The sequence below is a fragment of the Winslowiella sp. 2C04 genome (assembly GCF_050037805.1).
GTDB classification, from domain to species: domain Bacteria; phylum Pseudomonadota; class Gammaproteobacteria; order Enterobacterales; family Enterobacteriaceae; genus Erwinia; species Erwinia toletana_A.
This window is the reverse complement of the sequence record NZ_CP188300.1, coordinates 4,199,265-4,225,750: the sequence shown is the minus strand read 5'-3', so window position 1 is coordinate 4,225,750 and position 26,486 is coordinate 4,199,265. Positions and strand designations below refer to the sequence as shown.

General features: G+C 52.9%; 23 protein-coding genes and 2 tRNA genes. 20 read left to right on the top strand and 5 right to left on the bottom strand.

What is annotated here, in order from left to right; genetic code table 11:
- Positions 1-104: 104 nt before the first annotated feature.
- Positions 105-1,070 (top strand): DMT family transporter, encoded by a 966-nt coding sequence (locus ACP3TC_RS19145; RefSeq protein WP_313855352.1) that lies wholly within the window; start codon positions 105-107, stop codon positions 1,068-1,070.
- Between the two features lie 16 nt (positions 1,071-1,086).
- Entirely contained in the window at positions 1,087-2,265 is a 1,179-nt protein-coding gene (cgtA, locus tag ACP3TC_RS19140; RefSeq protein WP_313855353.1) for an Obg family GTPase CgtA, read from the top strand.
- Between the two features lie 76 nt (positions 2,266-2,341).
- Here cgtA and dacB read toward each other — a convergent pair whose 3' ends face one another.
- Complete coding sequence (gene dacB, locus ACP3TC_RS19135; protein ID WP_313855355.1) at positions 2,342-3,775, bottom strand: serine-type D-Ala-D-Ala carboxypeptidase; 1,434 nt, start codon at positions 3,773-3,775, stop codon at positions 2,342-2,344.
- Between the two features lie 252 nt (positions 3,776-4,027).
- Between dacB and greA the strand changes: the two genes are divergently transcribed.
- Complete coding sequence (gene greA / locus ACP3TC_RS19130) at positions 4,028-4,504, top strand: transcription elongation factor GreA (protein WP_313855357.1); 477 nt, start codon at positions 4,028-4,030, stop codon at positions 4,502-4,504.
- A 243-nt stretch (positions 4,505-4,747) separates the two neighbouring features.
- Here greA and yhbY read toward each other — a convergent pair whose 3' ends face one another.
- On the bottom strand, positions 4,748-5,041 hold the full coding sequence (gene yhbY / locus ACP3TC_RS19125; RefSeq protein WP_052898290.1) for a ribosome assembly RNA-binding protein YhbY: 294 nt from the start codon (positions 5,039-5,041) through the stop codon (positions 4,748-4,750).
- Between the two features lie 127 nt (positions 5,042-5,168).
- On the opposite strand from yhbY, the gene rlmE reads away from it, so the two are divergent.
- The 17 genes from rlmE (at position 5,169) to ACP3TC_RS19040 (ending at position 23,307) form a co-directional block, all read left to right on the top strand.
- Complete coding sequence (gene rlmE, locus ACP3TC_RS19120; protein ID WP_313855360.1) at positions 5,169-5,798, top strand: 23S rRNA (uridine(2552)-2'-O)-methyltransferase RlmE; 630 nt, start codon at positions 5,169-5,171, stop codon at positions 5,796-5,798.
- Between the two features lie 111 nt (positions 5,799-5,909).
- Positions 5,910-7,844 (top strand): ATP-dependent zinc metalloprotease FtsH, encoded by a 1,935-nt coding sequence (gene ftsH / locus ACP3TC_RS19115; protein ID WP_313857566.1) that lies wholly within the window; start codon positions 5,910-5,912, stop codon positions 7,842-7,844.
- A 114-nt stretch (positions 7,845-7,958) separates the two neighbouring features.
- A complete protein-coding gene (gene folP, locus ACP3TC_RS19110) occupies positions 7,959-8,792 on the top strand; it encodes a dihydropteroate synthase (RefSeq protein WP_426817064.1) in 834 nt (277 codons plus the stop codon).
- Positions 8,793-8,799: 7 nt separating this feature from the next.
- Positions 8,800-10,134, top strand: a complete 1,335-nt coding sequence (gene glmM, locus ACP3TC_RS19105) for a phosphoglucosamine mutase (protein ID WP_313855363.1) — start codon at positions 8,800-8,802, stop codon at positions 10,132-10,134.
- Positions 10,135-10,438: 304 nt separating this feature from the next.
- The gene (gene secG, locus ACP3TC_RS19100) at positions 10,439-10,771 is read left to right on the top strand and encodes a preprotein translocase subunit SecG (RefSeq protein WP_052898298.1); all 333 of its coding nucleotides are present in this window, start codon (positions 10,439-10,441) and stop codon (positions 10,769-10,771) included.
- Between the two features lie 57 nt (positions 10,772-10,828).
- A tRNA-Leu gene (locus ACP3TC_RS19095) sits at positions 10,829-10,915 on the top strand.
- Positions 10,916-10,974: 59 nt separating this feature from the next.
- Positions 10,975-11,051 (top strand) — tRNA-Met (locus ACP3TC_RS19090).
- 213 nt (positions 11,052-11,264) lie between these two features.
- Entirely contained in the window at positions 11,265-11,717 is a 453-nt protein-coding gene (gene rimP / locus ACP3TC_RS19085; RefSeq protein ID WP_052898376.1) for a ribosome maturation factor RimP, read from the top strand.
- Positions 11,718-11,741: 24 nt separating this feature from the next.
- Positions 11,742-13,229, top strand: coding sequence for a transcription termination factor NusA (gene nusA, locus ACP3TC_RS19080; protein ID WP_313855364.1), 1,488 nt, complete (start codon positions 11,742-11,744; stop codon positions 13,227-13,229).
- A 17-nt stretch (positions 13,230-13,246) separates the two neighbouring features.
- Positions 13,247-15,919 carry a translation initiation factor IF-2 gene (gene infB, locus ACP3TC_RS19075; protein WP_313855365.1) on the top strand — a complete coding sequence of 891 codons (2,673 nt, stop codon included), beginning with the start codon at positions 13,247-13,249 and terminating at the stop codon, positions 15,917-15,919.
- A gap of 67 nt (positions 15,920-15,986) precedes the next feature.
- Positions 15,987-16,388 (top strand): 30S ribosome-binding factor RbfA, encoded by a 402-nt coding sequence (gene rbfA, locus ACP3TC_RS19070; protein WP_052898304.1) that lies wholly within the window; start codon positions 15,987-15,989, stop codon positions 16,386-16,388.
- Positions 16,388-17,332 (top strand): tRNA pseudouridine(55) synthase TruB, encoded by a 945-nt coding sequence (gene truB / locus ACP3TC_RS19065; RefSeq protein WP_313855366.1) that lies wholly within the window; start codon positions 16,388-16,390, stop codon positions 17,330-17,332. The genes rbfA and truB overlap by 1 nt, the downstream gene beginning before the upstream one ends.
- Before the next feature lie 134 nt (positions 17,333-17,466).
- Entirely contained in the window at positions 17,467-17,736 is a 270-nt protein-coding gene (rpsO, locus tag ACP3TC_RS19060) for a 30S ribosomal protein S15 (RefSeq protein ID WP_024966694.1), read from the top strand.
- A 315-nt stretch (positions 17,737-18,051) separates the two neighbouring features.
- Positions 18,052-20,178 carry a polyribonucleotide nucleotidyltransferase gene (gene pnp, locus ACP3TC_RS19055; protein WP_313855368.1) on the top strand — a complete coding sequence of 709 codons (2,127 nt, stop codon included), beginning with the start codon at positions 18,052-18,054 and terminating at the stop codon, positions 20,176-20,178.
- Between the two features lie 123 nt (positions 20,179-20,301).
- Positions 20,302-21,186: a lipoprotein NlpI gene (gene nlpI, locus ACP3TC_RS19050; RefSeq protein ID WP_426817063.1), complete on the top strand. Its 885-nt coding sequence runs from the start codon at positions 20,302-20,304 to the stop codon at positions 21,184-21,186.
- A gap of 104 nt (positions 21,187-21,290) precedes the next feature.
- Complete coding sequence (yrbN, locus tag ACP3TC_RS19045) at positions 21,291-21,347, top strand: protein YrbN (protein ID WP_156322019.1); 57 nt, start codon at positions 21,291-21,293, stop codon at positions 21,345-21,347.
- Positions 21,348-21,363: 16 nt separating this feature from the next.
- Complete coding sequence (locus tag ACP3TC_RS19040; RefSeq protein ID WP_313855370.1) at positions 21,364-23,307, top strand: DEAD/DEAH family ATP-dependent RNA helicase; 1,944 nt, start codon at positions 21,364-21,366, stop codon at positions 23,305-23,307.
- A gap of 116 nt (positions 23,308-23,423) precedes the next feature.
- On the opposite strand, the gene ACP3TC_RS19035 is transcribed toward ACP3TC_RS19040, so the two are convergent.
- The 3 genes from ACP3TC_RS19035 to ubiU form a co-directional block, all read right to left on the bottom strand.
- Complete coding sequence (locus ACP3TC_RS19035; RefSeq protein ID WP_426817062.1) at positions 23,424-24,434, bottom strand: luciferase-like monooxygenase; 1,011 nt, start codon at positions 24,432-24,434, stop codon at positions 23,424-23,426.
- A gap of 122 nt (positions 24,435-24,556) precedes the next feature.
- The gene (locus ACP3TC_RS19030) at positions 24,557-25,435 is read right to left on the bottom strand and encodes a U32 family peptidase (RefSeq protein WP_313855372.1); all 879 of its coding nucleotides are present in this window, start codon (positions 25,433-25,435) and stop codon (positions 24,557-24,559) included.
- A gap of 8 nt (positions 25,436-25,443) precedes the next feature.
- Complete coding sequence (gene ubiU / locus ACP3TC_RS19025) at positions 25,444-26,439, bottom strand: ubiquinone anaerobic biosynthesis protein UbiU (protein WP_313855373.1); 996 nt, start codon at positions 26,437-26,439, stop codon at positions 25,444-25,446.
- Positions 26,440-26,486: the final 47 nt, after the last annotated feature.

The window sequence follows — 26,486 nt, the reverse complement described above, 5'->3', positions numbered from 1 at the left end:
TCTCAGGGCTGCCTGAAAAGGCCGACCTGAACTGACGAAGATAAGCCCCGCAAATGTTGCGGGGCTTTTTACATTCTGGTCTTCTCTGACCGCAGGATGCAAAAATGCAACAACAGGCAGGGGTTGGTATGGCACTGGCGCTGGTCACAGCGATGTGCTGGGGCTCACTGCCTATTGTGATGAAACAACTATTGGTGGTGATGGATCCGTTCACCATTGTGTTTTATCGGTTTTTACTGGCCGGGCTGGGATTGGGCATTATTCTGGCCCTGAAACGTCAGCTGCCACCACTGCGTATCTGTCGTAGCCCACGCTGGTTGCTGATGCTGTTCATTGCCACCTGTGGCTTGCTCGGTAACTTTGTGCTGTTCAGCTCGTCGTTACAGTACCTCAGCCCTACGGCTTCGCAAGTGATTGCGCAACTGGCACCGCCTGGCATGATGATCGCCAGCGTCTTTATTCTGAAAGAAAAGATGCGCGTGACCCAGATTATCGGGGCGGTATCACTGCTCTGTGGGCTGGTGATGTTTTTTAATACCAGCCTGATCGAGATTTTTACCCGCCTGTCAGACTATACGATGGGCGTAATACTGGGCGTCAGTGCCGCAGTGGTTTGGGTCACTTATGGTGTGACACAAAAAATTTTGCTGCGGCGTCTCGCCTCACAGCAAATTCTGTTTTTGCTGTATGTTTTATGTACAATAGCGTTACTGCCGTTGGCACAGCCGGCTAAATTGCTGCAGCTTGACGGCTGGCAGCTGCTTTGCTTGCTCTATTGCGGCCTGAATACCCTGGTCGGCTACGGCGCATTAGCTGAAGCTTATGCGCGCTGGCAGGCGGCACAGGTCAGCGCCTTAGTCACGCTGACGCCACTGTTTACGCTGCTGTTTTCTGAATTATTATCGCTGGCCTGGCCCGATTTTTTCGCGGCACCGATACTGAACCTGTTGGCTTATATCGGCGCGATGGTCGTGGTGGCTGGCGCCATGTTTTCCGCAATTGGTCATCGCTTGTGGCCTCGGCGGAACAAACCCGTCCCGGTGCCTTCGCTCCGGTCAACGGGCGAATGATTTACGGAGAAGTAAAATGAAGTTTGTAGATGAAGCGACGATTCTGGCTGTCGCAGGCGATGGCGGTAATGGCTGCGTAAGCTTCCGTCGTGAAAAATATATCCCGAGAGGCGGTCCCGATGGCGGTGACGGCGGGGATGGCGGCGATGTCTATATGGTCGCCGACGAAAACCTGAATACGCTTATCGATTACCGATTTGAAAAATCTTTCCGCGCTGAACGTGGTCAGAACGGCCAGAGCCGTGACTGTACCGGTAAACGTGGTAAAGACATTATCATCAAGGTGCCAGTGGGTACCCGCGTGATCGATCAGGGCACTGGCGAAACAATCGGTGATATGACGCGCCATGAGCAGAAGCTGATGGTAGCGAAGGGCGGCTGGCATGGCCTGGGTAATACCCGCTTTAAATCCTCCGTTAACCGTACGCCGCGTCAGAAAACCATGGGAACTCCTGGTGAGAAGCGCGATCTGCAGCTGGAACTGATGCTGCTGGCAGACGTGGGTATGCTTGGCCTGCCTAACGCCGGTAAGTCGACCTTTATCCGTTCCGTTTCTGCGGCCAAACCTAAAGTGGCGGACTATCCGTTTACCACTCTGGTTCCAAGCCTCGGCGTGGTCCGCATGGACAGCGAGCAGAGCTTTGTGGTCGCCGATATTCCGGGCCTTATTGAAGGTGCGGCGGATGGTGCCGGTCTGGGCATTCGCTTCCTGAAGCACCTTGAGCGCTGTCGCGTATTGTTACACCTTATCGACCTCGCACCGATCGATGAAACCGATCCGGTCAATAACGCCCGCATCATTCTGGGTGAGCTGGAAAAATACAGCGAGAAGCTGTTCCAGAAACCTCGCTGGCTGGTCTTCAACAAAGTCGACCTGCTGGACGACGAAGAAGCAGAAGCACGCGCCAAAGCGATTGCTGAAGCGCTGGGCTGGACTGACAAGTACTATCTGATCTCTGCGGCTAATCGCGTTGGTGTTAATGCACTGTGCTGGGATGTGATGTCCTTCATCAATGCCAACCCGAAAGAAGCGGCAGAAGAAGAGAAGCAGCCTGAGAAAGTCGAATTTATGTGGGATGACTATCATCGTGAGCAGCTGGCTGAAGCACAGGCTGAAGCTGAGGAAGATGATGACTGGGATGACGACTGGGACGAAGATGACGACGAAGGTGTCGAAATCATCTATCAGCGTTAAACCTCACGGGGCACATTATGTGCCCCGTTTTATTACTGACAGCGCCTGGAATACCGGGTTTCCGCTAAGTAAGCACTCAGTTATTCTGATAAATATCTTTGTATAAACGGCTTTCAAAACGCACTAGTGGGATACGGCGCTGGCGCTGATCCTGCGGCGCGACGGCATAGCCAGAGAGGAACTGAACGAATGCCACACGTTGGCCACTGGCGGTGGTCAGGAAGCCAGCTAGGTTATAAACCCCTTGTAATGATCCGGTTTTCGCCGACAGCTTGCCATCAACGCCCGCCTCATGCAGGCCACCGCGATAACGCAGGGTGCCGTCATAGCCTGACAGCGGTAGCATCGAGATAAAGTTTAGCTGCTGGTCGTTCTGAGCAATATATTGCAGAACCTGCATCATGGTGGCTGGCGAAATCAGATCGTGGCGTGATAAGCCCGATCCATCCACCTGAATACTGTTCCCCATATCGATATTGGCTTTCTGACGCAGAATCTGGCGCACTGCATCTTGTCCGGCACGCCAGGTACCCGGCACGTTGAAGCGCTCGCGGCCAATGGTGCGGAAAACCGTATCGGCAATCATATTGTCGGACTTTTTCAGCATAATCTTCAGCAGATCGTGCAGCGGTGCCGACTGAGTCTGTGCCAGCACGGTTCCGGCAGCGTTCTGGCGCTTTTCACGCACCAGGTGGCCGGTGTAATCAATACCGGCACTTTGCAGTTCATCTTTCAGGATCGCACCGGCATAGCTGGCACCATCCTGCACGGCAAAGGCCAGCGGCAACGGTTCAGCACGCTGGGTCATGCAGCCGGTGAGTGTGAAACGGTTTAACTCACCCGGAACGACATCCAGTTCGCAGTACTGGGCTTCAGAGGAGCCTTTCGCCAGCGTGCGCACCTCACTGAACATATTGACCGGGTAGAATGACGCTACGCGGATAAACGCGTTGTCGCCCGGGTTTGGCGCGCTGTACAGTGAAACCGAGAAGCAGTTGCGGTCAACAATAGCCGCACCCGGCGGGGCGCTGAAGCACTGGGTCATGTCGTTCCACGGCCAGCCAGGCGCTTTGTCATGGCTGGAAAACACCGAGGTATCAATCACCAGGTTGCCCTCAATATGCTGTACACCCTGTTTTTTTAACACGGCGACCATATTGCGCAAATTTTGCCGCGTCAGCGTAGGATCGCCGCCAAAGCGCGCAATCAAATCGCCACGCAGCGTATCACCTGAAAGAGTGCCTTTACTCTCCAGCGTAGTCTGGAAGCGGTAGTCTGGGCCAAGCTGCAACAGTGCTGCCAGCGCAGTAATCACTTTCATGGTACTGGCCGGTAGCGCCATTTGCTGGCTGTGATAATCAAGCAGCGGTGTTGTCGCGCCAACTTTCTGCACCATTAGCGCCAGGTTTGCACCATCTGGCAAATATTGAGCATACTCTTCAACGGGCGCAGCGTTAGCTTGCAGCATAAACGCGAAGGTTAATCCGGTAACAAGTCGTGAAAATCGCATAATCTCGCGGTAACTGACAGTAAACGAGCTGTCATACTACGGTGCATTGAGGTGCAAAGTAAACGATGACCCATAGGGAACTCTGGGTTAAAATACGTATCAAAATGCAAAACCGATCCTGACCCTGGGGATAATCTCCGGGTCAGGTTTCTTTTGTTTGCAATTCGGCAGTAAGCGCGGCAGAACGCAGTTTCTGCAGTCACCCTGTCAGGATGACGACACTTTGAACAGGATAGATTACGAGGTATTGAGATGAACCAGATTCCGATGACGTTAAGGGGCGCCGAGAGGTTGCGCGAAGAGCTCGAAGAGCTGAAAACCGTTAAACGCCCCAGAATTATTGCCTCAATTGCAGAAGCACGCGAGCATGGTGATTTGAAAGAAAATGCCGAATATCATGCTGCGCGTGAAGAACAGGGTTTCTGTGAAGGCCGTATTCAGGAGATTGAAGCTAAACTCTCCAATGCGCAGGTGATTGATGTCACTAAAATGAATGCTAACGGTCGCGTGATTTTTGGTGCGACAGTCAGCATCATGAATGTGGAAAGCGAAGAAGAGTTTACCTACCGCATTGTCGGTGACGATGAGGCGGACTTTAAACAGAATCTGATTTCAGTTAATTCACCGATGGCACGTGGCCTGATCGGTAAAGAAGTGGATGATGTCGTCGTGATCAAAACGCCGGGCGGCGATGTTGATTACGAAATTCTGAAAATCGAATACGTCTGAGTCCGCTCGGATAAAATCTACCGCTGGCTGGAATTGACGGCAGTTTTATCGGTCAGATTGTGCGGTTGAACAAAATTTCCGCATATTCGCGCCAGTTGGTCAGATTTTAAAAGGTCGAATGTAAAGAAAGGAAAAAGGCCGCGTTGCGGCCTTTTATCTGATGCAGGAGCATGGCACTTTTGCCATCAATGAGCCTTGAGCACCGGGATAATTACCCTTAAAGTGCGTTATTAAGGCAGGCCATTAACGCGGTATTGAAATCTTGCGTTCCTTTGATGGGCGATACAGCACCAGCGTTTTGCCGATTACCTGCACGTTACTTGCACCCGTCTCGCGTACGATCGCTTCGACTACCAGCGTTTTGGTTTCACGGTCTTCGGTCGCGATTTTCACCTTGATTAATTCATGGTGTTCAAGTGCTTGTTCGATCTCGGCCAGCACACCTTCGGTCAGGCCATTGTTACCCAGCATGACAACGGGCTTCAGTGGATGCGCCAGGCCTTTCAGGTGCTGTTTTTGTTTGGGACTCAGATTCATCGTATTTTTTACTTACATTGGGATTGAAAACGGTACATTCTACCGCCATCTCGAGTGTATCACCAAACGGCAGAACCGTTTTGGGCGGTTTATTTATCGCTTATGATGAAGAATAGTTGGAAATTGTATGACTGGTAAAAAGCGTTCGGCCAGTTCCAGCCGCTGGCTGCAGGAACACTTTAGCGATAAATATGTGCTTCAGGCGCAGAAAAAAGGGTTGCGCTCGCGTGCCTGGTTTAAACTTGATGAAATACAGCAGAGTGACAAGCTGTTTAAGCCAGGAATGACCGTGGTCGATCTTGGCGCGGCTCCGGGCGGCTGGTCGCAATATGTGGTAACACAGATTGGTAACAAAGGCCGTATCATCGCCTGTGATATTTTACCGATGGATCCCATCGTCGGTGTCGATTTCCTTCAGGGCGATTTTCGTGAAGAATTAGTGCTTAAAGCGCTGCTGGAGCGCGTTGGCGAGCAAAAAGTTCAGGTTGTGATGTCGGATATGGCACCCAACATGAGTGGTACACCTGCCGTTGATATTCCCCGGTCGATGTATTTAGTTGAACTGGCGCTGGAGATGTGTCGGGATGTTCTGGCACCTGGCGGCAGTTTTTTAGTGAAAGTGTTTCAGGGAGATGGCTTTGATGAATACCTCCGGGAAATTCGCTCCCTGTTTACGAAGGTAAAAATTCGTAAGCCGGACGCTTCGCGTTCACGTTCGCGCGAAGTGTACATTGTAGCGACAGGGCGAAAACTATAACCAAAATAATTGGGGTCGTATTCACAACTGCGATTCCAGGTTTAAAGGATATATAGTACCCTACGCTGTCTGTTAACACAGTTGTAATATGAGGTTAATCCCTTGAGTGACATGGCGAAAAACCTGATTCTCTGGTTAGTCATCGCAGTTGTTCTGATGTCTGTATTCCAGAGCTTTGGGCCCAGCGAGTCGAATAGCCGCAGGGTTGATTACTCAACCTTCCTGTCGGAAGTGAACCAGGATCAGGTCCGCGAGGCACGTATTAACGGGCGTGAGATCAACGTAACTAAAAAAGACAGTAATCGATACACGACCTACATCCCTGTCAACGATCCCAAGTTACTCGATAACCTGTTGACCAAAAATGTAAAAGTTGTCGGTGAACCACCAGAAGAACCAAGCCTGCTGGCTTCAATCTTTATCTCCTGGTTCCCGATGCTGTTGTTGATCGGTGTCTGGATCTTCTTCATGCGTCAGATGCAAGGCGGTGGCGGTAAGGGCGCGATGTCCTTCGGCAAGAGTAAAGCCCGCATGCTGACTGAAGATCAGATTAAAACCACCTTTGCTGATGTCGCAGGTTGTGACGAAGCGAAAGAGGAAGTGAGCGAGCTGGTTGAATACCTGCGCGAGCCGAGTCGTTTCCAGAAACTGGGTGGTAAAATTCCGAAAGGTGTACTGATGGTGGGGCCACCGGGTACCGGTAAAACGTTGCTGGCAAAAGCGATTGCCGGTGAAGCGAAAGTGCCTTTCTTTACCATTTCCGGTTCTGACTTTGTCGAAATGTTCGTCGGTGTCGGTGCATCACGTGTGCGTGATATGTTCGAGCAGGCGAAAAAGGCCGCTCCTTGCATCATCTTTATCGATGAGATCGATGCCGTCGGTCGTCAGCGTGGCGCCGGTTTAGGCGGTGGTCATGACGAACGTGAGCAGACGCTGAACCAGATGCTGGTTGAGATGGATGGCTTTGAAGGCAACGAAGGTATCATCGTGATTGCCGCGACTAACCGTCCTGATGTACTTGACCCTGCGTTACTGCGTCCGGGCCGTTTCGACCGCCAGGTTGTGGTCGGTCTGCCAGACGTTCGTGGTCGCGAGCAGATTCTGAAAGTGCATATGCGTCGTGTGCCACTGGCAACCGATATTGATGCATCAGTCATTGCACGTGGTACGCCGGGCTTCTCTGGTGCTGACCTGGCTAACCTGGTCAACGAAGCGGCACTGTTTGCTGCGCGCGGTAACCGTCGCGTGGTGTCGATGGTTGAGTTTGAAAAAGCCAAAGACAAAATCATGATGGGTGCAGAACGTCGCTCCATGGTGATGACCGAATCGCAGAAAGAGTCGACCGCTTATCACGAAGCAGGCCACGCGATTATTGGCCGCCTGGTACCGGAACACGATCCGGTGCACAAAGTGACCATTATTCCTCGCGGACGTGCGCTGGGTGTGACTTTCTTCCTGCCTGAAGGCGACGCGATCAGCGCCAGCCGTCAGAAACTGGAAAGTCAGCTTTCTACGCTGTACGGCGGCCGTCTGGCTGAAGAGATTATCTACGGTGTGGAACATGTTTCTACCGGTGCTTCTAACGACATTAAAGTCGCTACCAACATCGCTCGTAACATGGTCACCCAGTGGGGCTTCTCAGAGAAATTAGGTCCGTTGCTGTATGCTGAAGAAGATGGTGAAGTTTTCCTCGGTCGCTCGGTAGCAAAAGCCAAGCACATGTCCGATGAGACTGCGCGTATTATCGATCAGGAAGTGAAATCTCTGGTTGAGCAGAATTACCAGCGCGCCCGTCGCTTGCTGAATGAAAACATGGACATCCTTCACGCGATGAAAGACGCGCTGATGAAGTATGAAACCATTGATGCTCCGCAGATTGACGATCTGATGGCTCGCCGCGAAGTGCGTCCGCCAGCAGGTTGGGAAGAAGCAAGCAGCAACAATAATTCAGATGACAACGGTACGCCAAAAGCACCGCGTCCGGTCGATGAGCCACGTACGCCAAACCCAGGCAACACCATGTCTGAGCAGTTCGGCGACAAATAATTCGGCATCAACGAATCGACTGACACCTCCAAAACCCCGGCTCTGACCGGGGTTTTTTCTTGCTGAATATTTTTAAGCTAAAGTGCAAACCCTCATTACCCAAGGAAAATCAGAATGAAGTTACACGCCAGAAACTCGGTTTTGGATCTCGCATATCCCCAGGTCATGGGCATTTTGAACGTCACACCAGACTCCTTTTCCGATGGCGGTAAGCATAATTCGCTGATTCATGCGCTGACCCATGCCAACGACATGATCAATGCCGGGGCCACGATTATTGATGTTGGCGGCGAGTCGACGCGTCCCGGTGCCGCAGAAGTCAGCGTGGAAGAAGAGCTGGAGCGCGTAGTACCGGTGGTTGAAGCGCTGGCGCAGCGTTTTGAAGTGTGGATCTCGGTTGATACTTCCAAGCCAGAAGTGATCCGTGAGTCAGCGCGAGCAGGCGCTCACATCATTAACGATATTCGCTCTTTGCAGGAGCCGGGCGCGCTGGAAGCCGCGGCGGAAACCGGGCTACCGGTTTGCCTGATGCATATGCAGGGTGATCCGCAATCGATGCAGCAATCGCCGCACTATCAGAGTGTGCTGGCAGACGTCGATGCATTTTTTGTGCAGCATATCGCGCGCTGTGAAGCGGCGGGAATTAAAAAAGAGCAATTGATTCTCGACCCGGGCTTTGGTTTCGGTAAGAATCTCTCTCACAATTATCAACTGCTGGCGCATCTGGCCGATCTGCATCATTTTGGTTTGCCATTATTAGTTGGAATGTCCCGTAAATCGATGATAGGACAGCTGCTGAATGTCGGACCATCGCAGCGATTGACCGGCAGTATTGCCTGCGCGGTGATTGCCGCCATGCAGGGCGCGCACATTGTGCGAGTACATGACGTTAAAGAAACCGTCGAGGCGATGCGAGTCGTCGAAGCGACACGATCAGCGAAGGAATAGTAACGCTATGAGTAATCGTAAGTATTTTGGTACCGATGGCATCCGCGGCAAAGTGGGCGAAACCCCGATTACCCCCGATTTTGTGCTGAAACTGGGCTGGGCGGCTGGCAAGGTGCTGGCGAGCCACGGCTCGAAAAAAATTATCATCGGTAAAGATACTCGCATCTCTGGTTATATGCTGGAGTCGGCGCTGGAAGCCGGGCTGTCAGCAGCAGGCCTGTCAGCCTCGTTCACCGGACCGATGCCAACCCCGGCAGTGGCTTACCTGACGCGTACTTTCCGTGCGGAAGCCGGTATTGTGATTTCGGCTTCACATAATCCCTTCGACGATAACGGCATTAAATTTTTCTCGATTGATGGCACCAAGCTGCCGGATGAAGTGGAAGAGGCAATTGAAGCCGAGATGGAAAAGCCTATCACCTGCGTCGAGTCAGCTGAACTGGGCCGCGCCAGCCGCATTGTTGACGCTGCCGGCCGTTATATCGAATTCTGCAAGGGTACTTTCCCGAGCGAGCTGAGCCTGAGCGGGCTTAAAATTGTGGTGGACTGCGCCAATGGTGCGACCTATCACATTGCGCCGAACGTGCTGCGCGAGCTGGGTGCAACGGTGATTGCCATCGGCTGTCAGCCGGACGGCATGAATATCAATAAAGAGTGCGGTGCGACCGATGTGCGCATGTTACAGGAACGCGTATTGGCAGAAAAAGCCGATATCGGCCTGGCGTACGACGGCGACGGCGACCGTATTATGATGGTCGACCACCTGGGTAACAAAGTCGATGGTGACCAGATTCTGTATATTATTGCGCGCGAAGGTCTGCGTCAGGGTCAGCTGAAGGGCGGTGTTGTCGGTACGCTGATGAGCAATATGGGTCTCGAGCTGGCGCTGAAGCAGCTGGGTATTCCGTTTGCCAGGGCGAAAGTCGGTGACCGTTATGTGCTGGAGAAATTGCAGGAGAAAGGCTGGCGTATCGGTGCTGAAAACTCTGGTCATGTGATCCTGCTGGATAAAACCACCACCGGCGACGGCATTGTGGCAGGTTTGCAAGTACTCACCGCTATGGTACGTAACCATATGACGCTGCACGATCTGTGCAGTGGCATGAAATTACTGCCGCAGATTCTGGTCAACGTGCGCTTTAGCGGCGCAACCGATCCACTGGAAGATGCGACGGTAAAAGCAGTCACGGCGGAAGTAGAGAAAGAGCTGGAAGGGCGTGGTCGCGTGCTGTTGCGTAAATCCGGCACTGAGCCACTGATTCGCGTGATGGTTGAAGGCGAAGATGAAACCCAGGTCACTACACTGGCACATCGTATCGCCGATGCGGTAAAAGCAGTCTGATTATGTAGCGGCGGCGTTCTCGCCGCCTGTGAAGAGGTTTGCACCTCAGCCCGTCTTCAGAACCGCCTTAAAACGGCTTGCCTGTAATCGGTTGATGCTTACCGGATAACTGCTCGTTTTTTCTGCTGAAATTGACAATATGGCGTTTTTTTCCGCAATCAGCTGGCGGCAATGAAATTGCGCTTGCGCGGACAAGGACCTTTGGTTAGTATTCACACCCGCTTCTGGTGGGTGTGATGACAACATCCATTTGACTGGTTTGAAGCTATTTATGTGCGGTTAGCGCGCAAGGAACAGGTTGATTATGTACGAAGCTCTTCTGGTAATTTTCCTTATTGTGGCACTGGGCCTTGTAGGTCTGATCATGCTGCAGCAAGGTAAAGGCGCGGATATGGGAGCCTCCTTCGGTGCAGGCGCTTCCGGTACTCTGTTTGGTTCAAGCGGTTCAGGCAACTTTATGACCCGTATGACCGCAGTGCTGGCTACCCTGTTCTTTATTATCAGCCTGGTTCTGGGTAACCTGAACAGCAATAAAACCACGAAAGGTAGCGAGTGGGATAATCTCACGCAGCCAGCTCAGTCTGAACAGACTGCGCCAGCGAAACCGGCAACGCCGAGCAGCGACATCCCGCAGTAAGCAGTAAAAAGTTACAATTTCGATGCGACAGAAATAAAAAAGTCGCCGTCTTAAAGTGCCGAGGTGGTGGAATTGGTAGACACGCTACCTTGAGGTGGTAGTGCCCGATTGGGCTTACGGGTTCAAGTCCCGTCCTCGGTACCAAATCTCAGAATTGCTTGCGTTAAGCGCAAGATCGGCGTAATATTCGCCACGTTTTCGGACGCGGGGTGGAGCAGCCTGGTAGCTCGTCGGGCTCATAACCCGAAGGTCGTCGGTTCAAATCCGGCCCCCGCAACCACTTTCCCTTAGAGTTCTTTTTCAAATATACTGTATGCATCTTACGGCGCATTTTCAGCGAGTTTTGAAAAAAATTCTTTTGGATTGTGTGCCGAGCCGCAATTGCGGCGTACAGGGTCCAGTCGCATTAAGCCCCGAATTTTCGGGGTTTTTTGTTATCAGGCTATCAAAACACTGGGCTATTAAGCCCTTTTTTTATGTCTTGGGGGTGGCTTTGTCCACATTAGAGCAAAAATTAACAGAGCTGATTTCGGCACCAGTAGAAGCGCTTGGCTACGAACTGGTCGGTATTGAGTTCGTTCGTGGTCGCACATCCACGCTGCGCATCTATATTGATAGCGAAGACGGTATCAACGTTGACGATTGTGCTGATGTCAGCCATCAGGTTAGTGCGGTAATGGACGTTGAAGATCCCATCACCGTTGCCTACAACCTTGAAGTCTCTTCACCGGGCCTTGAGCGCCCCCTGTTTACTGCAGCACATTACACGCAATTCATTGGCGAACAAGTCAGCCTGGTTTTGCGTATGGCCGTACAAAACCGCCGCAAATGGCAGGGCATCATTAAATCTGTTGAAGGTGAAATGATCACTGTTACCGTTGAGGGTAGCGATGAAGTGTTCGCGCTGAGTAATATCCAGAAAGCGAACCTGGTCCCCCACTTTTAAACGTCCGGATTGAGGCTAACCAGGATGAACAAAGAAATCTTAGCTGTTGTAGAGGCAGTTTCTAACGAAAAAGCCCTCCCGCGTGAGAAAATTTTCGAAGCGCTGGAGAGCGCGCTGGCCACTGCAACCAAGAAAAAATACGAACAAGAGATCGATGTTCGCGTTAGCATCGATCGGAAAAGCGGCGATTTTGATACTTTCCGTCGCTGGGTGATTGTGGATGAAGTTACACAACCGACCCGTGAAATCACGCTGGAAGCTGCACGTTACGAAGATGAAGCATTCAATCTCGGCGAGTTTGTTGAAGATCAGATTGAATCTGTCACTTTTGACCGCATTACTACTCAGACAGCGAAACAAGTTATCGTACAGAAAGTACGTGAAGCTGAGCGCGCGATGGTGGTTGATGCGTTCCGTCAGCACGAAGGTGAGATCATCACCGGTGTGGTGAAGAAAGTAAATCGTGACAACATCACCCTCGATCTGGGTAGCAATGCTGAAGCAGTCATTATCCGTGAAGATATGTTGCCACGTGAAAACTTCCGTCCGGGTGACCGCATTCGTGGCGTACTGTACGCTGTGCGTCCGGAAGCTCGCGGTGCTCAACTGTTTGTCAGCCGCTCTAAACCAGAGATGCTGATTGAACTGTTCCGCATTGAAGTGCCGGAAATCGGCGAAGAAGTGATTGAAATTAAAGCAGCCGCTCGCGATCCAGGTTCTCGTGCCAAGATCGCAGTGAAGACCAATGACAAGCGTATCGACCCGGTCGGTGCTTGTGTCGGCATGCGCGGTGCGCGTGTTCAGGCGGTATCCAGCGAATTAGGCGGTGAGCGTATTGATATCGTGCTATGGGACGACAACCCGGCACAGTTCGTTATCAATGCCATGGCCCCTGCTGATGTCGCGTCAATCGTGGTGGATGAAGATAATCACACCATGGATATCGCTGTTGAAGCCGGAAACCTGGCTCAGGCGATCGGCCGTAACGGCCAAAACGTGCGTCTGGCTTCTCAACTGAGTGGCTGGGAGCTGAACGTGATGACGGTCGACGACCTGCAGGCCAAACACCAGGCTGAAGCACATGCAGCCATCGACGTCTTTACCAAATATCTCGACATCGACGAAGATTTCGCCACCGTTCTGGTTGAAGAAGGCTTCTCCTCTCTGGAAGAGCTGGCTTATGTACCAATCAATGAACTGCTGGACATCGACGGCCTTGATGAAGATACGGTAGAAGCGCTGCGCGACCGTGCGAAAAATGCGTTGACCACCCTGGCACTGGCAAAAGAAGAGAGCCTTGGCGATAGCAAACCGGCAGATGATTTACTGAATCTGGAAGGTCTGGATCGCGCACTGGCGTTCAAACTGGCGGCGAAAGGTGTATGCACGCTGGAAGATCTTGCTGAGCAGGGTGTTGACGATCTGTCAGATATTGAAGGCCTCAGCGATGAGCGGGCCGGTGAGCTGATTATGGCTGCGCGCAATATCTGCTGGTTCGGTGACGACGCGTAATAACAGGAAGGAACAGCATGACAGATGTAACCGTAAAATCGCTGGCCGCAGAGATAGAGACTTCGGTAGAACGCCTGGTACAGCAATTCGCTGACGCAGGGATCCGTAAGTCTGAAACTGACTCTGTGACCCAGCAGGAAAAAGAAACCTTACTGACGCACCTGAATCGTGAGCACGGCAGCGTGTCAAGTAAGCTGACCCTGCAGCGCAAAACGCGCAGCACCTTGAATATTCCAGGCACCGGGGGTAAAAGTAAATCGGTGCAAATCGAAGTCCGCAAAAAGCGCACCTATGTGAAGGGCGAAACTGACGCTGAACAAGCGGAAGCAGAAGCGCAGGCACAGCGTGAAGCGGAAGAACAGGCTCGTGAGGCTGAAGAAAAAGCTAAACGTGAAGCAGCAGACAAAGCGAAACGTGAAGCCGAAGAGCAAGCCAAACGTGAAGCCGCCGACAAAGCAAGGCGCGAAGCAGCGGAAAAAGATAAAGTGAGCAATCAACCTACCGACGAAAAGACCCGGGCCAATCAATCAGATAAAGCCCGTCGCGAAGCCGAAGCCGCAGAGCTGAAGCGTAAAGCTGAAGAAGAAGCGCGCCGCAAGATCGAAGAAGACGCTAAGCGCGTAGCCGAAGAGGCCCGTAAAATGGCTGAAGAGAAAGGTGAAAGCTGGACCGTCGCGTCCGAAGAGCCGGAAGATACCTCCGATTACCACGTCACCACATCCACTCATGCCCGTCAGGCTGAAGATGAAAACGACCGTAAGGTTGAAGGTGAGCGTCGTAGCCGTCCGGTTAAAGCCGTACGTCAGAAGAAAGGCAACAAGCATTCTGAATCGAAAGCTGACCGCGAAGAAGCGCGCGCTCAGGTTCGCGGTGGTAAAGGCAAGCGTAAGCCTAGCTCGCTGCAGCAGGGCTTTAACAAGCCAGCGCAGGCGGTTAACCGTGATGTGATCATCGGCGAAACCGTGACCGTTGCCGAACTGGCCAATAAAATGGCAGTGAAAGGCTCCCTCGTCATCAAAGCGATGATGAAAATGGGCGCGATGGCGACTATCAACCAGGTTATCGACCAGGAAACTGCTCAGATGGTCGCGGAAGAAATGGGTCACAAAGTGACGCTGCGCCGCGAAAATGAGCTGGAAGAGGCGGTAATGGGCGACCGTGATACTGATGCTGCGCTGGAATCCCGCGCGCCAGTGGTCACCATTATGGGTCACGTTGACCATGGTAAAACCTCCCTGCTGGACTACATCCGTTCCACCAAAATCGCCTCTGGCGAAGCGGGCGGCATTACTCAGCATATCGGTGCTTACCACGTTGAAACCGAAAACGGTATGGTCACCTTCCTGGATACCCCAGGCCACGCCGCGTTTACCGCGATGCGTGCCCGTGGTGCTCAGGCAACTGACATCGTTATCCTGGTTGTTGCTGCGGACGACGGCGTGATGCCTCAGACCATCGAAGCTATTCAGCATGCGAAAGCAGCGAAAGTGCCGGTTGTGGTTGCGGTTAACAAAGTTGATAAGCCAGACGCCGATCCAGATCGCGTTAAAAACGAACTGACTCAGTACGGTATCATCCCGGAAGAGTGGGGCGGCGAGAACATGTTTGTTAACGTCTCCGCTAAAGCCGGTACCGGTATTGATGACCTGCTGAACGCAATCCTGCTGCAAGCTGAAGTTCTTGAACTGAAAGCTGTTCGTCAGGGTATGGCAAGCGGCGTAGTTATCGAATCCTTCCTTGATAAAGGTCGTGGTCCGGTTGCTACCGTACTGGTTCGTGAAGGTACGCTGAATAAAGGCGATATCGTGCTGTGCGGCTTTGAATATGGCCGTGTCCGTGCGATGCGTGACGAGTTAGGTCGCGAAGTGACCGAAGCTGGCCCGTCAATCCCGGTTGAGATCCTGGGTCTGTCAGGTGTTCCGGCCGCAGGTGATGAAGCAACTGTTGTGCGTGACGAGAAGAAAGCACGTGAAGTTGCGCTGTATCGTCAGGGCAAATTCCGCGAAGTTAAACTGGCTCGCCAGCAGAAATCTAAGCTGGAAAACATGTTCGCCAATATGACCGAAGGCGAAGTGTCCGAGCTGAACATCGTGCTGAAAGCCGACGTACAGGGTTCTGTCGAAGCGATTTCCGACTCGTTGCTGAAACTCTCCACCGACGAAGTGAAAGTGAAGATTGTTGGCTCCGGCGTAGGTGGTATCACCGAAACCGACGCGACTCTGGCTGCTGCGTCTAACGCAATTCTGGTTGGCTTTAACGTTCGTGCTGATGCCTCTGCGCGCCGCGTGATCGATTCTGAAAGTCTGGATCTGCGTTACTACTCCGTAATCTATAATCTGATTGACGAAGTGAAGCAGGCGATGAGCGGTATGCTGGCGCCTGAGTACAAACAGCAGATCATCGGTCTGGCTGAAGTACGTGACGTGTTCAAATCACCGAAATTTGGTGCTATCGCCGGTTGTATGGTCACCGAAGGTAACATCAAGCGTCACAACCCGATCCGTGTTCTGCGTGACAACGTGGTTATCTACGAAGGCGAGCTGGAGTCCCTGCGCCGCTTCAAAGATGACGTTAACGAAGTTCGTAACGGCATGGAATGTGGTATCGGCGTGAAGAACTATAACGATGTGCGCACTGGCGATATGATCGAAGTATTCGAAATTATCGAGATTCAACGCACCATCGATTAATAGTCACGCACGACGAGACTATTTTTTGGGAGGCCGCGTGCCTCCCTTATTATTTGGAGAATTAATTATGCCAAAAGAATTTGGTCGCCCGCAGCGTGTCTCCCAGGAGCTGCAAAAAGAGATCGCGATGATTTTACAGCGTGAGATCAAAGATCCTCGTCTGGGCATGATGGTCACCGTGTCTGGCGTCGAGCTTTCTCGCGACCTGGCTTATGCCAAAGTATTCGTTACCTTCCTGAATGACAAAGATGAAGAGGCGATTAAAGGCGGCCTGCGTGCGCTGGGTGATGCCGCTGGCTACATCCGTACCCTGCTGGGCAAAGCGATGCGTCTGCGCATCGTACCTGAGCTGACCTTCTTCTACGATAACTCGCTGGTCGAAGGGATGCGCATGTCTAACCTTGTCACTAACGTAGTGAAAAACGACGAACAGCGCCGTTCTTCTGCGGAAGAAGACAAGGAGGATTAATGAGTCGTCCTCGTCGTCGCGGTCGTGACATTCACGGTGTGCTGCTACTCGATAAGCCGCAGGGTTTGTCATCGAATGATGTGCTGCAGAAAGTAAAGCGCATCTTCAACGCTAACCGCGCAGGGCATACCGGTGCGCTGGATCCGCTGGCAACCGGCATGCTGCCGATCTGCCTTGGCGAAGCCACCAAGTTCTCCCAGTATCTGCTGGATTCAGACAAGCGTTATCGTGTGATCGCTCGCCTCGGCCAGCGCACTGATACTTCCGACGCCGATGGCGCGATAATCAGTGAACGTCCGGTGAGCTTTAACCAGCAGATGCTGGATGAAGCGCTCGACAGCTTCCGTGGGGAAACCCAGCAGGTGCCGTCGATGTATTCGGCGCTGAAATATCAGGGACGCAAGCTGTACGAGTATGCACGCGAAGGTATTGAAGTACCCCGCGAAGCGCGCAGCATTAAAGTGTATGAACTGCAGTTCATTCGCTGGGAAGGCGACGAGCTTGAGCTGGAAATCCACTGCTCGAAAGGCACGTATATTCGTACCATTATTGACGACCTCGGTGAAAAGCTCGGTTGCGGCGCGCATGTGATTATGCTGCGACGTCTGCAGGTGGCAACTTATCCGGTTGGCAATATGGTAACGCTGGAGCAACTGAATAGCTTGCTTGAGCAGGCGAATGCGGAAGGTGTCGCGCCGGGTGAAAAACTCGATGCGTTACTGATGCCCATGGACAGCCCGGCATCCGCTTTTCCTGAAGTGAACCTGCTGACCGTGGTCGCGGCTTATTTCAAGCAGGGTCAGCCGGTGCAGGCTTCCGGCGTGCCGGCCTCTGGCTTAGTGCGTGTGACCGAAGGTGAGGCGCGTAAGTTTATCGGCATGGCAGAAATTGATGACGATGGTCGCGTTGCGCCGCGTCGTCTGGTCGTGGAATATTCTGAGTGAGCCATTTGCCATCGTAACTGGCTCAGAGTAGAATGGCGCGGCTTTATACCAGCGTTTCTGACGCAGGTATAATCCTGGGTAGCTGAATTAGAGATCGGCGCCTGTACATTTATCTTATAATTTGGAGTTGTATTATGTCTCTAAGTGTTGAAACTAAAGCACAAATCGTTGCTGATTATGGTCGTGACGCTAACGACAGCGGTTCAACTGAAGTTCAGGTTGCTCTGCTGACTGCACAGATTAACCATCTGCAGGGTCACTTCTCTGAGCACAAAAAAGACCACCACAGCCGTCGCGGTCTGCTGCGTATGGTTTCTCAGCGTCGTAAGCTGCTGGATTACCTGAAGCGTAAAGATGTTGCACGTTACACCAGCCTGATCGAGCGTCTGGGTCTGCGTCGCTAAATCTTAGAATCTGTTCACAGGCGGTCATCGGCGTTAAACTGATGAAAGCACGGCTTGATGAACAGATTCGTGCGAGTTTCGTTAAAAGGGGGCCTTTACGGCCCCTTTTTTCGAGCAATCGGCAGCAATATTGCTCAAACTAATGTATTGTTGCTGAGTGTGATCTTTAGTTGCAGAGGTTCGCGCGGCTAATGAGAGGCTTTATCCAACGAGGCGTGGATTAAAGGTTGTCATTAGTCGCGAGGATGCAAATAAAGATTAAAAATCCACGGCAGAGCACGATGAAAGTGCCTGCTTTGCGTAAAGGATATTATTTTGCTGAACCCGATCGTACGTAAATTCCAATATGGTCAGCATACCGTTACCCTTGAAACCGGTATGATGGCGCGCCAGGCAACGGCTGCCGTAATGGTAAGCATGGACGACACCGCAGTGTTCGTCACCGTTGTTGGTCGTAAACAAGCTAAACCAGGTCAGGACTTCTTCCCGCTGACGGTTAACTATCAGGAGCGTACTTACGCTGCTGGTCGTATCCCGGGTAGCTTCTTCCGTCGTGAAGGCCGTCCAAGCGAAGGCGAAACCCTGATCTCCCGTCTGATTGACCGTCCGGTTCGTCCGCTGTTCCCGGAAGGTTTCGTCAATGAAGTACAGGTTATCGCTACCGTGGTTTCCGTTAACCCACAGGTTAACCCCGATATCGTGGCAATGATTGGTGCCTCTGCTGCACTGAGCCTGTCTGGTCTGCCGTTCAATGGTCCAATCGGTGCCGCGCGCGTCGGTTATATCAACGATCAGTACGTTCTGAACCCAACCAGCGACGAAGTCAAAGAAAGCAAACTGGACCTGGTAGTTGCTGGTACTCAGGGCGCAGTATTGATGGTTGAGTCTGAAGCCGATGTGCTGAGTGAAGAGCAGATGCTGGGCGCAGTGGTGTTCGGCCACGAGCAGCAGCAGATTGTTATTGAAAACATTAACTCACTGGTTGCTGAAGCAGGCAAACCACGTTGGGACTGGCAGCCAGAAGCAGTGAACGAAGCGCTGACTGCGCGCATCGCTGCACTGTCTGAATCTCGCCTGAGCGATGCTTACCGCATCACTGAGAAACAAGAACGCTACGAAAAAGTTGGCGTGATCAAGTCTGAAGCCACCGCAGCACTGCTGGCAGAAGATGAGACGCTGGACGAAGGCGAAATCAGCGACATTCTGCACGCTATCGAGAAAAACGTTGTGCGTAGCCGTGTTCTGAACGGTGAGCCGCGTATCGATGGCCGTGAGAAAGACATGATCCGTGGTCTGGATGTGCGTACTGGCGTGCTGCCACGTACTCACGGTTCCGCACTGTTCACCCGTGGTGAAACTCAGGCACTGGTTACCGCGACTCTGGGTACTGCCCGTGATGCGCAGAACCTGGATGAGCTGATGGGCGAGCGCACCGACAGCTTCCTGTTCCACTACAACTTCCCTCCGTACTCGGTGGGTGAGACCGGTATGGTCGGTTCTCCTAAGCGTCGTGAAATTGGTCACGGTCGCCTGGCGAAACGCGGCGTGCTGGCAATGATGCCGAAACCAGAAGACTTCCCGTACACCGTACGTGTTGTGTCTGAGATCACCGAATCTAACGGTTCTTCATCAATGGCTTCCGTTTGTGGTGCTTCACTGGCACTGATGGACGCAGGCGTACCGATCAAAGCCGCTGTTGCGGGTATCGCGATGGGTCTGGTGAAAGAAGGTGAGAAGTTTGTCGTTCTGTCTGACATCCTCGGTGACGAAGATCACCTTGGCGACATGGACTTCAAAGTAGCCGGTAGCCGTGACGGTATCACCGCGCTGCAAATGGATATTAAAATTGAAGGCATTACCCGCGAAATCATGCAGGAAGCGCTGAATCAGGCCAAAGGTGCACGTCTGCACATTCTGGGCGTGATGGAGCAGGCTATCAGTACACCGCGTGGCGATATTTCTCAGTTTGCACCACGTATTCACACCATCAAGATCAGTCCGGACAAGATCAAAGATGTTATCGGTAAAGGCGGCTCGGTCATTCGTGCGCTGACCGAAGAAACCGGCACCACCATTGAAATTGAAGATGATGGCACCGTGAAGATCGCAGCAACCGACGGTGAAAAAGCGAAATACGCTATCCGTCGTATCGAAGAGATCACTGCTGAGATCGAAGTTGGCCGTATCTACAATGGTAAAGTGACCCGTATTGTCGACTTCGGTGCCTTCGTGGCCATCGGTGGCGGTAAAGAAGGTCTGGTACACATTTCTCAGATCGCTGATAAGCGCGTTGAGAAAGTGACCGACTACCTGCAGATGGGTCAGGAAGTTCCGGTTAAAGTACTGGAAGTTGATCGTCAGGGCCGCGTGCGCCTGAGCATTAAAGAAGCGACAGAACAGCAGCAGCCTGAAGCTGCTGCAGCGAATCCTGAAGCTGAATAACGATCGACCACTGAGCTCTCCATGTGCGCATGGAGAGCTGTTTCATCGCGAGGGCGGGAAACCTCGTGCACGGCAGGCGGATGGCAGGATGTACATCCCAGTGTTTGTTTTCGGGAGTGGGAAATGAAGCCTTTTTTGCGCTGGTGTTTGGTTGCGACAGCTATATCGCTGGCAGGATGCAGCAACTCTGATTGGCGTAAGAACGCGGTTTTGGCCGTTCCGCTGCAACCCACATTGCAACAGGAAGTCATCCTGGCGCGCATGGAACAAATACTTGCCAGTCGGGCATTAACAGATGATGAACGCGCACAGCTGTTATATGAGCGCGGAGTGTTGTATGATAGTTTAGGTTTGAGAGCATTAGCGCGAAATGATTTTTCACAAGCGTTAGCGATCAGACCGGATATGCCGGAAGTATTCAATTACTTAGGCATATATTTAACGCAGGCTGGCAACTTTGATGCCGCCTATGAAGCGTTTGATTCTGTACTTGAGCTTGATCCAACTTACAACTATGCGCATTTAAATCGTGGCATCGCCCTGTATTACGGTGGTCGATTCCCGCTAGCGCAAGATGATCTGCTGGCGTTTTATCAAGACGATCCTAACGATCCTTTCCGTAGCTTGTGGCTCTATCTCGCAGAACGTGAGATGGATGCAGACAACGCGAAAGTAACGCTACAACAGCGTCACGACAAATCGGATAAGGAACAATGGGGATGGAATATTGTCGAGTTCTACCTTGGCGACATCAGTGAAAAAACGCTGATGGAACGTCTCAAGGCGGACGCAACGGATAACACCTCGCTCGCTGAACATCTCAGTGAAACCAACTTCTATTTAGGTAAGTACTACCTAAGTCTGGGGGAGAAGGACAACGCAGAAGCGTTGTTCAAACTGGCGGTTGCTAACAACGTAAATAACTTCGTTGAGCACCGATACGCATTGTTGGAGCTGGCGCTACTCGGCCAGACACAAGACGATTTATCAGAATCTGACCAGCAATAGCTGACGAACTTTCTTTGCCTGAATTTCTGAAATGTCATCATCTTAGCGGATGAGGGCTTTTTTGTTCGTCGAAACCACTAATTTGAGCCGGTTCACACTTTTTGATGAAAATGATTGAAAATTTTCACGACGAGTTATGTAGACTGGCCGCCGCAATATAAGAGGCTTGTGTACTACATGACTACGATCGAAACCACGACTGAAATCGAAACTACTTTTGCTGACCTGGGCCTGAATGCTGCCCTTCTCGAATCCCTGAACGGTATGGGCTACGTAAAACCATCACCTATCCAGTTAGAGTGTATCCCACACCTGCTGGCTGGTCGTGACGTGCTGGGCATGGCCCAGACTGGTAGTGGCAAAACAGCTGCATTCTCTCTGCCCCTGCTGAACAATGTTGATAGTAATCTGAAAGCACCACAGATTCTGGTGCTGGCACCAACTCGCGAGTTGGCGGTTCAGGTTGCTGAAGCTATGACTGAATTCTCTAAGAAAATGAACGGCGTAAACGTTGTGGCCCTGTATGGCGGCCAGCGTTATGACGTTCAGCTGCGTGCTCTGCGTGCCGGTCCACAGATCGTTGTGGGTACTCCGGGCCGTCTGCTTGACCACCTGAAACGCGGTACGCTGAACCTGTCCAGCCTGCGTGGCCTGGTACTGGACGAAGCAGATGAAATGCTGCGTATGGGCTTCATCGAAGACGTTGAAACCATCATGGCGCAGATCCCAGACGGTCATCAGACCGCGCTGTTCTCTGCAACTATGCCGGAAGCTATTCGTCGTATTACTAAACGCTTTATGAAAGATCCGCAGGAAGTGCGTATCCAGTCCAGCGTTACTACTCGCCCGGATATCAGCCAGAGCTACTGGACTGCTTACGGTCGTAAGACTGACGCGCTGGTTCGCTTCCTGGAAGCGGAAGATTTTGATGCGGCGATTATCTTCGTGCGTACCAAAAACGCGACGCTGGAAGTGGCTGAAGCGCTGGAGCGTAGTGGCTACAACAGTGCTGCACTGAACGGTGATATGAACCAGGCACTGCGTGAGCAGACGCTGGAGCGCCTGAAAGATGGTCGTCTGGACATCCTGATTGCCACCGACGTTGCGGCACGTGGTCTGGACGTTGAGCGTATCAGCCTGGTTGTTAACTACGACATCCCTATGGATGCTGAGTCTTACGTTCACCGTATCGGCCGTACCGGTCGTGCGGGTCGTGCTGGCCGTGCGCTGCTGTTCGTTGAGAACCGCGAGCGTCGTCTGCTGCGCAACATCGAACGCACCATGAAGCTGACCATTCCTGAAGTTGATCTGCCAAATGCAGAACTGCTGAGCGAGCGTCGTCTGGCTAAGTTCGCGGCTAAAGTTCAGCTGCAGCTGGAAAGCAGCGATCTGGACCAGTACCGTGCACTGCTGGCTAAAATGCAGCCAGAAGAAGAACTGGATATGGAAACTCTGGCCGCAGCTCTGCTGAAAATGGCCCAGGGCGAACGTCCACTGATTCTGCCACCAGATGCACCACAGCGTCCACGTCGTGAATTCCGTGACCGTGACGATCGTCGTGATGACCGTCGTGGCGAGCGCGGTGACCGTGCTCCACGTGAAGCGCGCGATGGCGACCGTCCACGTCGTGAACGTCGTGAAGTTGGCGATATGGAACTGTACCGCATTGAAGTTGGCCGTGATGATGGTGTTGAAGTTCGTCATATCGTTGGCGCGATTGCTAACGAAGGCGATATCAGCAGCCGTTACATTGGTAACATCAAGCTGTTCGGTACTCACTCAACTATCGAGCTGCCGAAAGGCATGCCGGGCGATGTGCTGTCGCATTTCACCCGCACGCGTATTCTGAACAAACCAATGAATATGCAGCTGCTGGGCGATGCACAACCGCGTAGCAACGACCGTGGTGCTGAGCGTGGCGGCGAACGTCGTCCGGGTGGCCGTGGTGGCTTCGGCGGCGGTGCAGGCCGTGAAGGTGGTCGTGATGGCGGCGCACCGCGTCGTTTCAGCGAGCGTCGTGAAGGCGGCAATGGCGGTCGTGGCGGCTTCAGCCGTGACGGCGGCAACCGTGGTCCACGTCAGGACGGCGGAAGCGCACCCACTCGTCGTCGTGATGCATAATCACTGATGCCAATAAAAAAACCAGCCTTCGGGCTGGTTTTTTTTTGCTCCAGGGGAGCCGTTTTCGAATTCCGCCCTGATGTTACTCTGCGGCACGAAAGACGAGAATGTCGGCCTTACAGCGTTTGTGCCGCCTGCATCGCCAGCTCAAACGAGCGCAGTCGTGCTCCGGTATCAAAGATCTGGCCGTTAACCATAATCTCATCCGCATCGGTTTCACGAATCAGTGAGGCCAGGCCATCACGCACTTTAGCGCTGTCACCGACGATCGACATACTCAGTGCCTGCTGCACGCCATACTGCTCTGACGGCGACCACAGGTTATCCATATTTTCCACCGGAGCCGGAAGCGGGCCGGGTTTACCGCGACGCAGGTTGATAAACTGCTGCTGCATTGAGGTAAACAGAAAACGGGCGTCACGGTCACTTTCGGCGGCGACGACGTTAACGCACACCATCGCGTAGGGCTTCTCGAGCCGCGCCGAAGGTTTGAAGTTCTGACGATAGATTTGCAGCGCCTGGAACAGTAAGTCAGGCGCAAAGTGTGAGGCAAAAGCAAATGGCAGGCCCATTTGTGCAGCCAGCTGGGCACTGTAGAGACTGGAACCCAACAACCATACCGGAATTTTCAGACCGAGGCCGGGCACCGGCTGTACGGGGGGCTGTTCATCCTGAAGTGCATCGAACCAGTTAACCAGCTCGGCGACATCTGCCGGGAAACTGTCGGCCTGGGCACCGGAGAGATGACGGCGCAGTGCCATCATGGTGCGCTGGTCAGAGCCGGGTGCGCGTCCCAGTCCCAGATCGATACGCCCAGGATAGAGCGACTCAAGAGTACCGAACTGCTCCGCAATCATCAGCGGCGCATGGTTAGGTAACATCACGCCGCCAGAACCGAGGCGCAGTGTGGTAGTGCCCGCAGCCAGATAACCAATCAGCACCGAGGTGGCAGCACTGGCGATGCCGGTCATATTGTGGTGTTCTGCCAGCCAGTAGCGATGATAACCCAACTTTTCCGCCTGCTGAGCCAGCGACAGCGAGGTATGGAACGCATCCCGCGCCGAAGAGCCTTGCGGGATGGGGGCTAAATCGAGAACTGACAGAGGGACAGTTTTTTTATCAGACATAGGAACTCACTTTTTTATGCACGACGAACAACGTCGCCTGCTATCAATAAGTATCAGTGTTAACTGACTGTCCCTCTATTAAAGCTGTATTTATCGCCAGCGGCTTTACACCCTGTGCCGTGTTAGTTTTCCAGTACCAGCCCGGCCAGATTGCGCCAGTAGCCATTACAGTCATTTCGCTGCGCGACCATCAGCGGTGAGCCGCCATTTTCATTGGCCCGGAAACGATCGATCACCGTCAGCGTTTGCTGATCCTCAGGCGATAAACGCACGATATCTACCAGCCCGGACATCGACGCCAGATCGTTACCGAGGTTGTAGCAGTAGCCACTCATGGTCTGGATCCCATTCAGCACAAACACTTGCTGATTCTCCTGCGACAACACGCGACGGCCTTGTGGATAGTTAATACAGCAGGTCTCACACTCATCCTTGGCGCGATTCTCGGAACGGGCGGTAAAACAGCGCGCCGACAGTGCCAGCGGCAGATGCCCATAGGCCATTACTTCCACCTCAAATTGCTGACGAATTCCCAGCTCATCGCACTGGCGCAGGATATTCGTCAGCCAGTCGCGCGACAGTTCGACCGGCATGCACCAGCGCGTCATGCCCTGTTTCAGCAGTAGCTTCAGGGTAACGGCGTTATAACAGTTTAGTGCGTGACCGGCGACAAACGGCAAGTTCTGCTCTGCGGCGAGATTCACCGTGCCTAAATCATTGGCCTCAATCAGAAACTCACCGTTATCAACATAGCGCTTTATTTCACTCAGCTCGGAAGGCGACTGCACCAGCGCCAGCGTGCTGAACACCACCTGTTTACCGCTCTGGCTGAGCTGTCTGGCGATATCCAGCCAGGCGCTGAATTTGGTGGCGCGGCGCTTGCTGCACACGCTCTCGCCGAGATAAATAATGTCAGCACTGCTGCTGGCGGCAGCCTGATAAAAATCACTGAGTTTTTCAGTTGGCCAGTACCACAGTACCGGCCCCAGGGCATATTTCATTGAGGCTCCTACTGCCATTTACGGTGGTATGCGCCGAGTGTGGTTTGCGTACCTTCAGATAACGCACCTAAGGCATTCATCCAGTTTTGCTCGACCTTAAACTCATCGGGAGACGCTTTGCAGCGATCGATTGCCTGACGCCAGATACGCGCCACCTCAGCGACATACGCCGGGCTACGCTGGCGTCCTTCAATTTTTACTGAGGCGATATTGGCCTGCAGCAGTTCCGGCAGCAGTGCCAGCGTATTCAGACTGGTTGGCTCTTCCAGCGGGTGATAGCGCATTTCATCGACTTTATAACGTCCTTTGCACAGCGTCGGATAACCGGCATGTTCACCATCGGCATAGCGGTCAATTAATACTTCATTCAGACGCGCTTCCAGACCCGCTTCGGTTTGCTGCCAGCGCACAAAGCGTGCTGGTGAGCAGGCGCCGACGGTATTAGGCGATTCTCCGGTAAGCCAGGAAGAGAGATAGCAGCGGCCTTCGGCCATAATGCACAGGCTGCCAAAGGCAAAGACTTCCAGCGGTACTGGCGTGACGCGCGCCAGCTGGCGCACCTGATGCATCGACAACACGCGTGGCAATACCACCCGGGAAACAGCAAAATTACGCTGATAGAACTTTATTGCTTCGAGGTTGGTGGCTGACGCCTGTACGGAAACATGTCGTTCAATATGCGGATAGCGCTCAGCGGCGTAATCCAGCGTCGCCAGATCGGCAAGGATCAGCGCATCGGCACCGAGATCCGCCGCCACATCGATCGCCCGCTGCCAGCGCTGATAATTATCGGGATGAGCAAAGGTATTAATCGCGACATGCAGTTTGCGTCGCCGCTGATGCACAAAGCGCGATGCCTCGTGTAAGCGCTTTTCGGTAAAGTTAAGGCCGGCAAAGTGGCGAGCATTGGTCTCATCTTTCAGACCGATAAACACCGCATCGGCACCATTGTCGATGGCTGCTTTCAGGGCAGGGAGGTTCCCGGCCGGACAAAGAAGTTCCATGATTATTCTCTGTAATGAGCGATAACAGTCGACGAGTGTAGATCTGC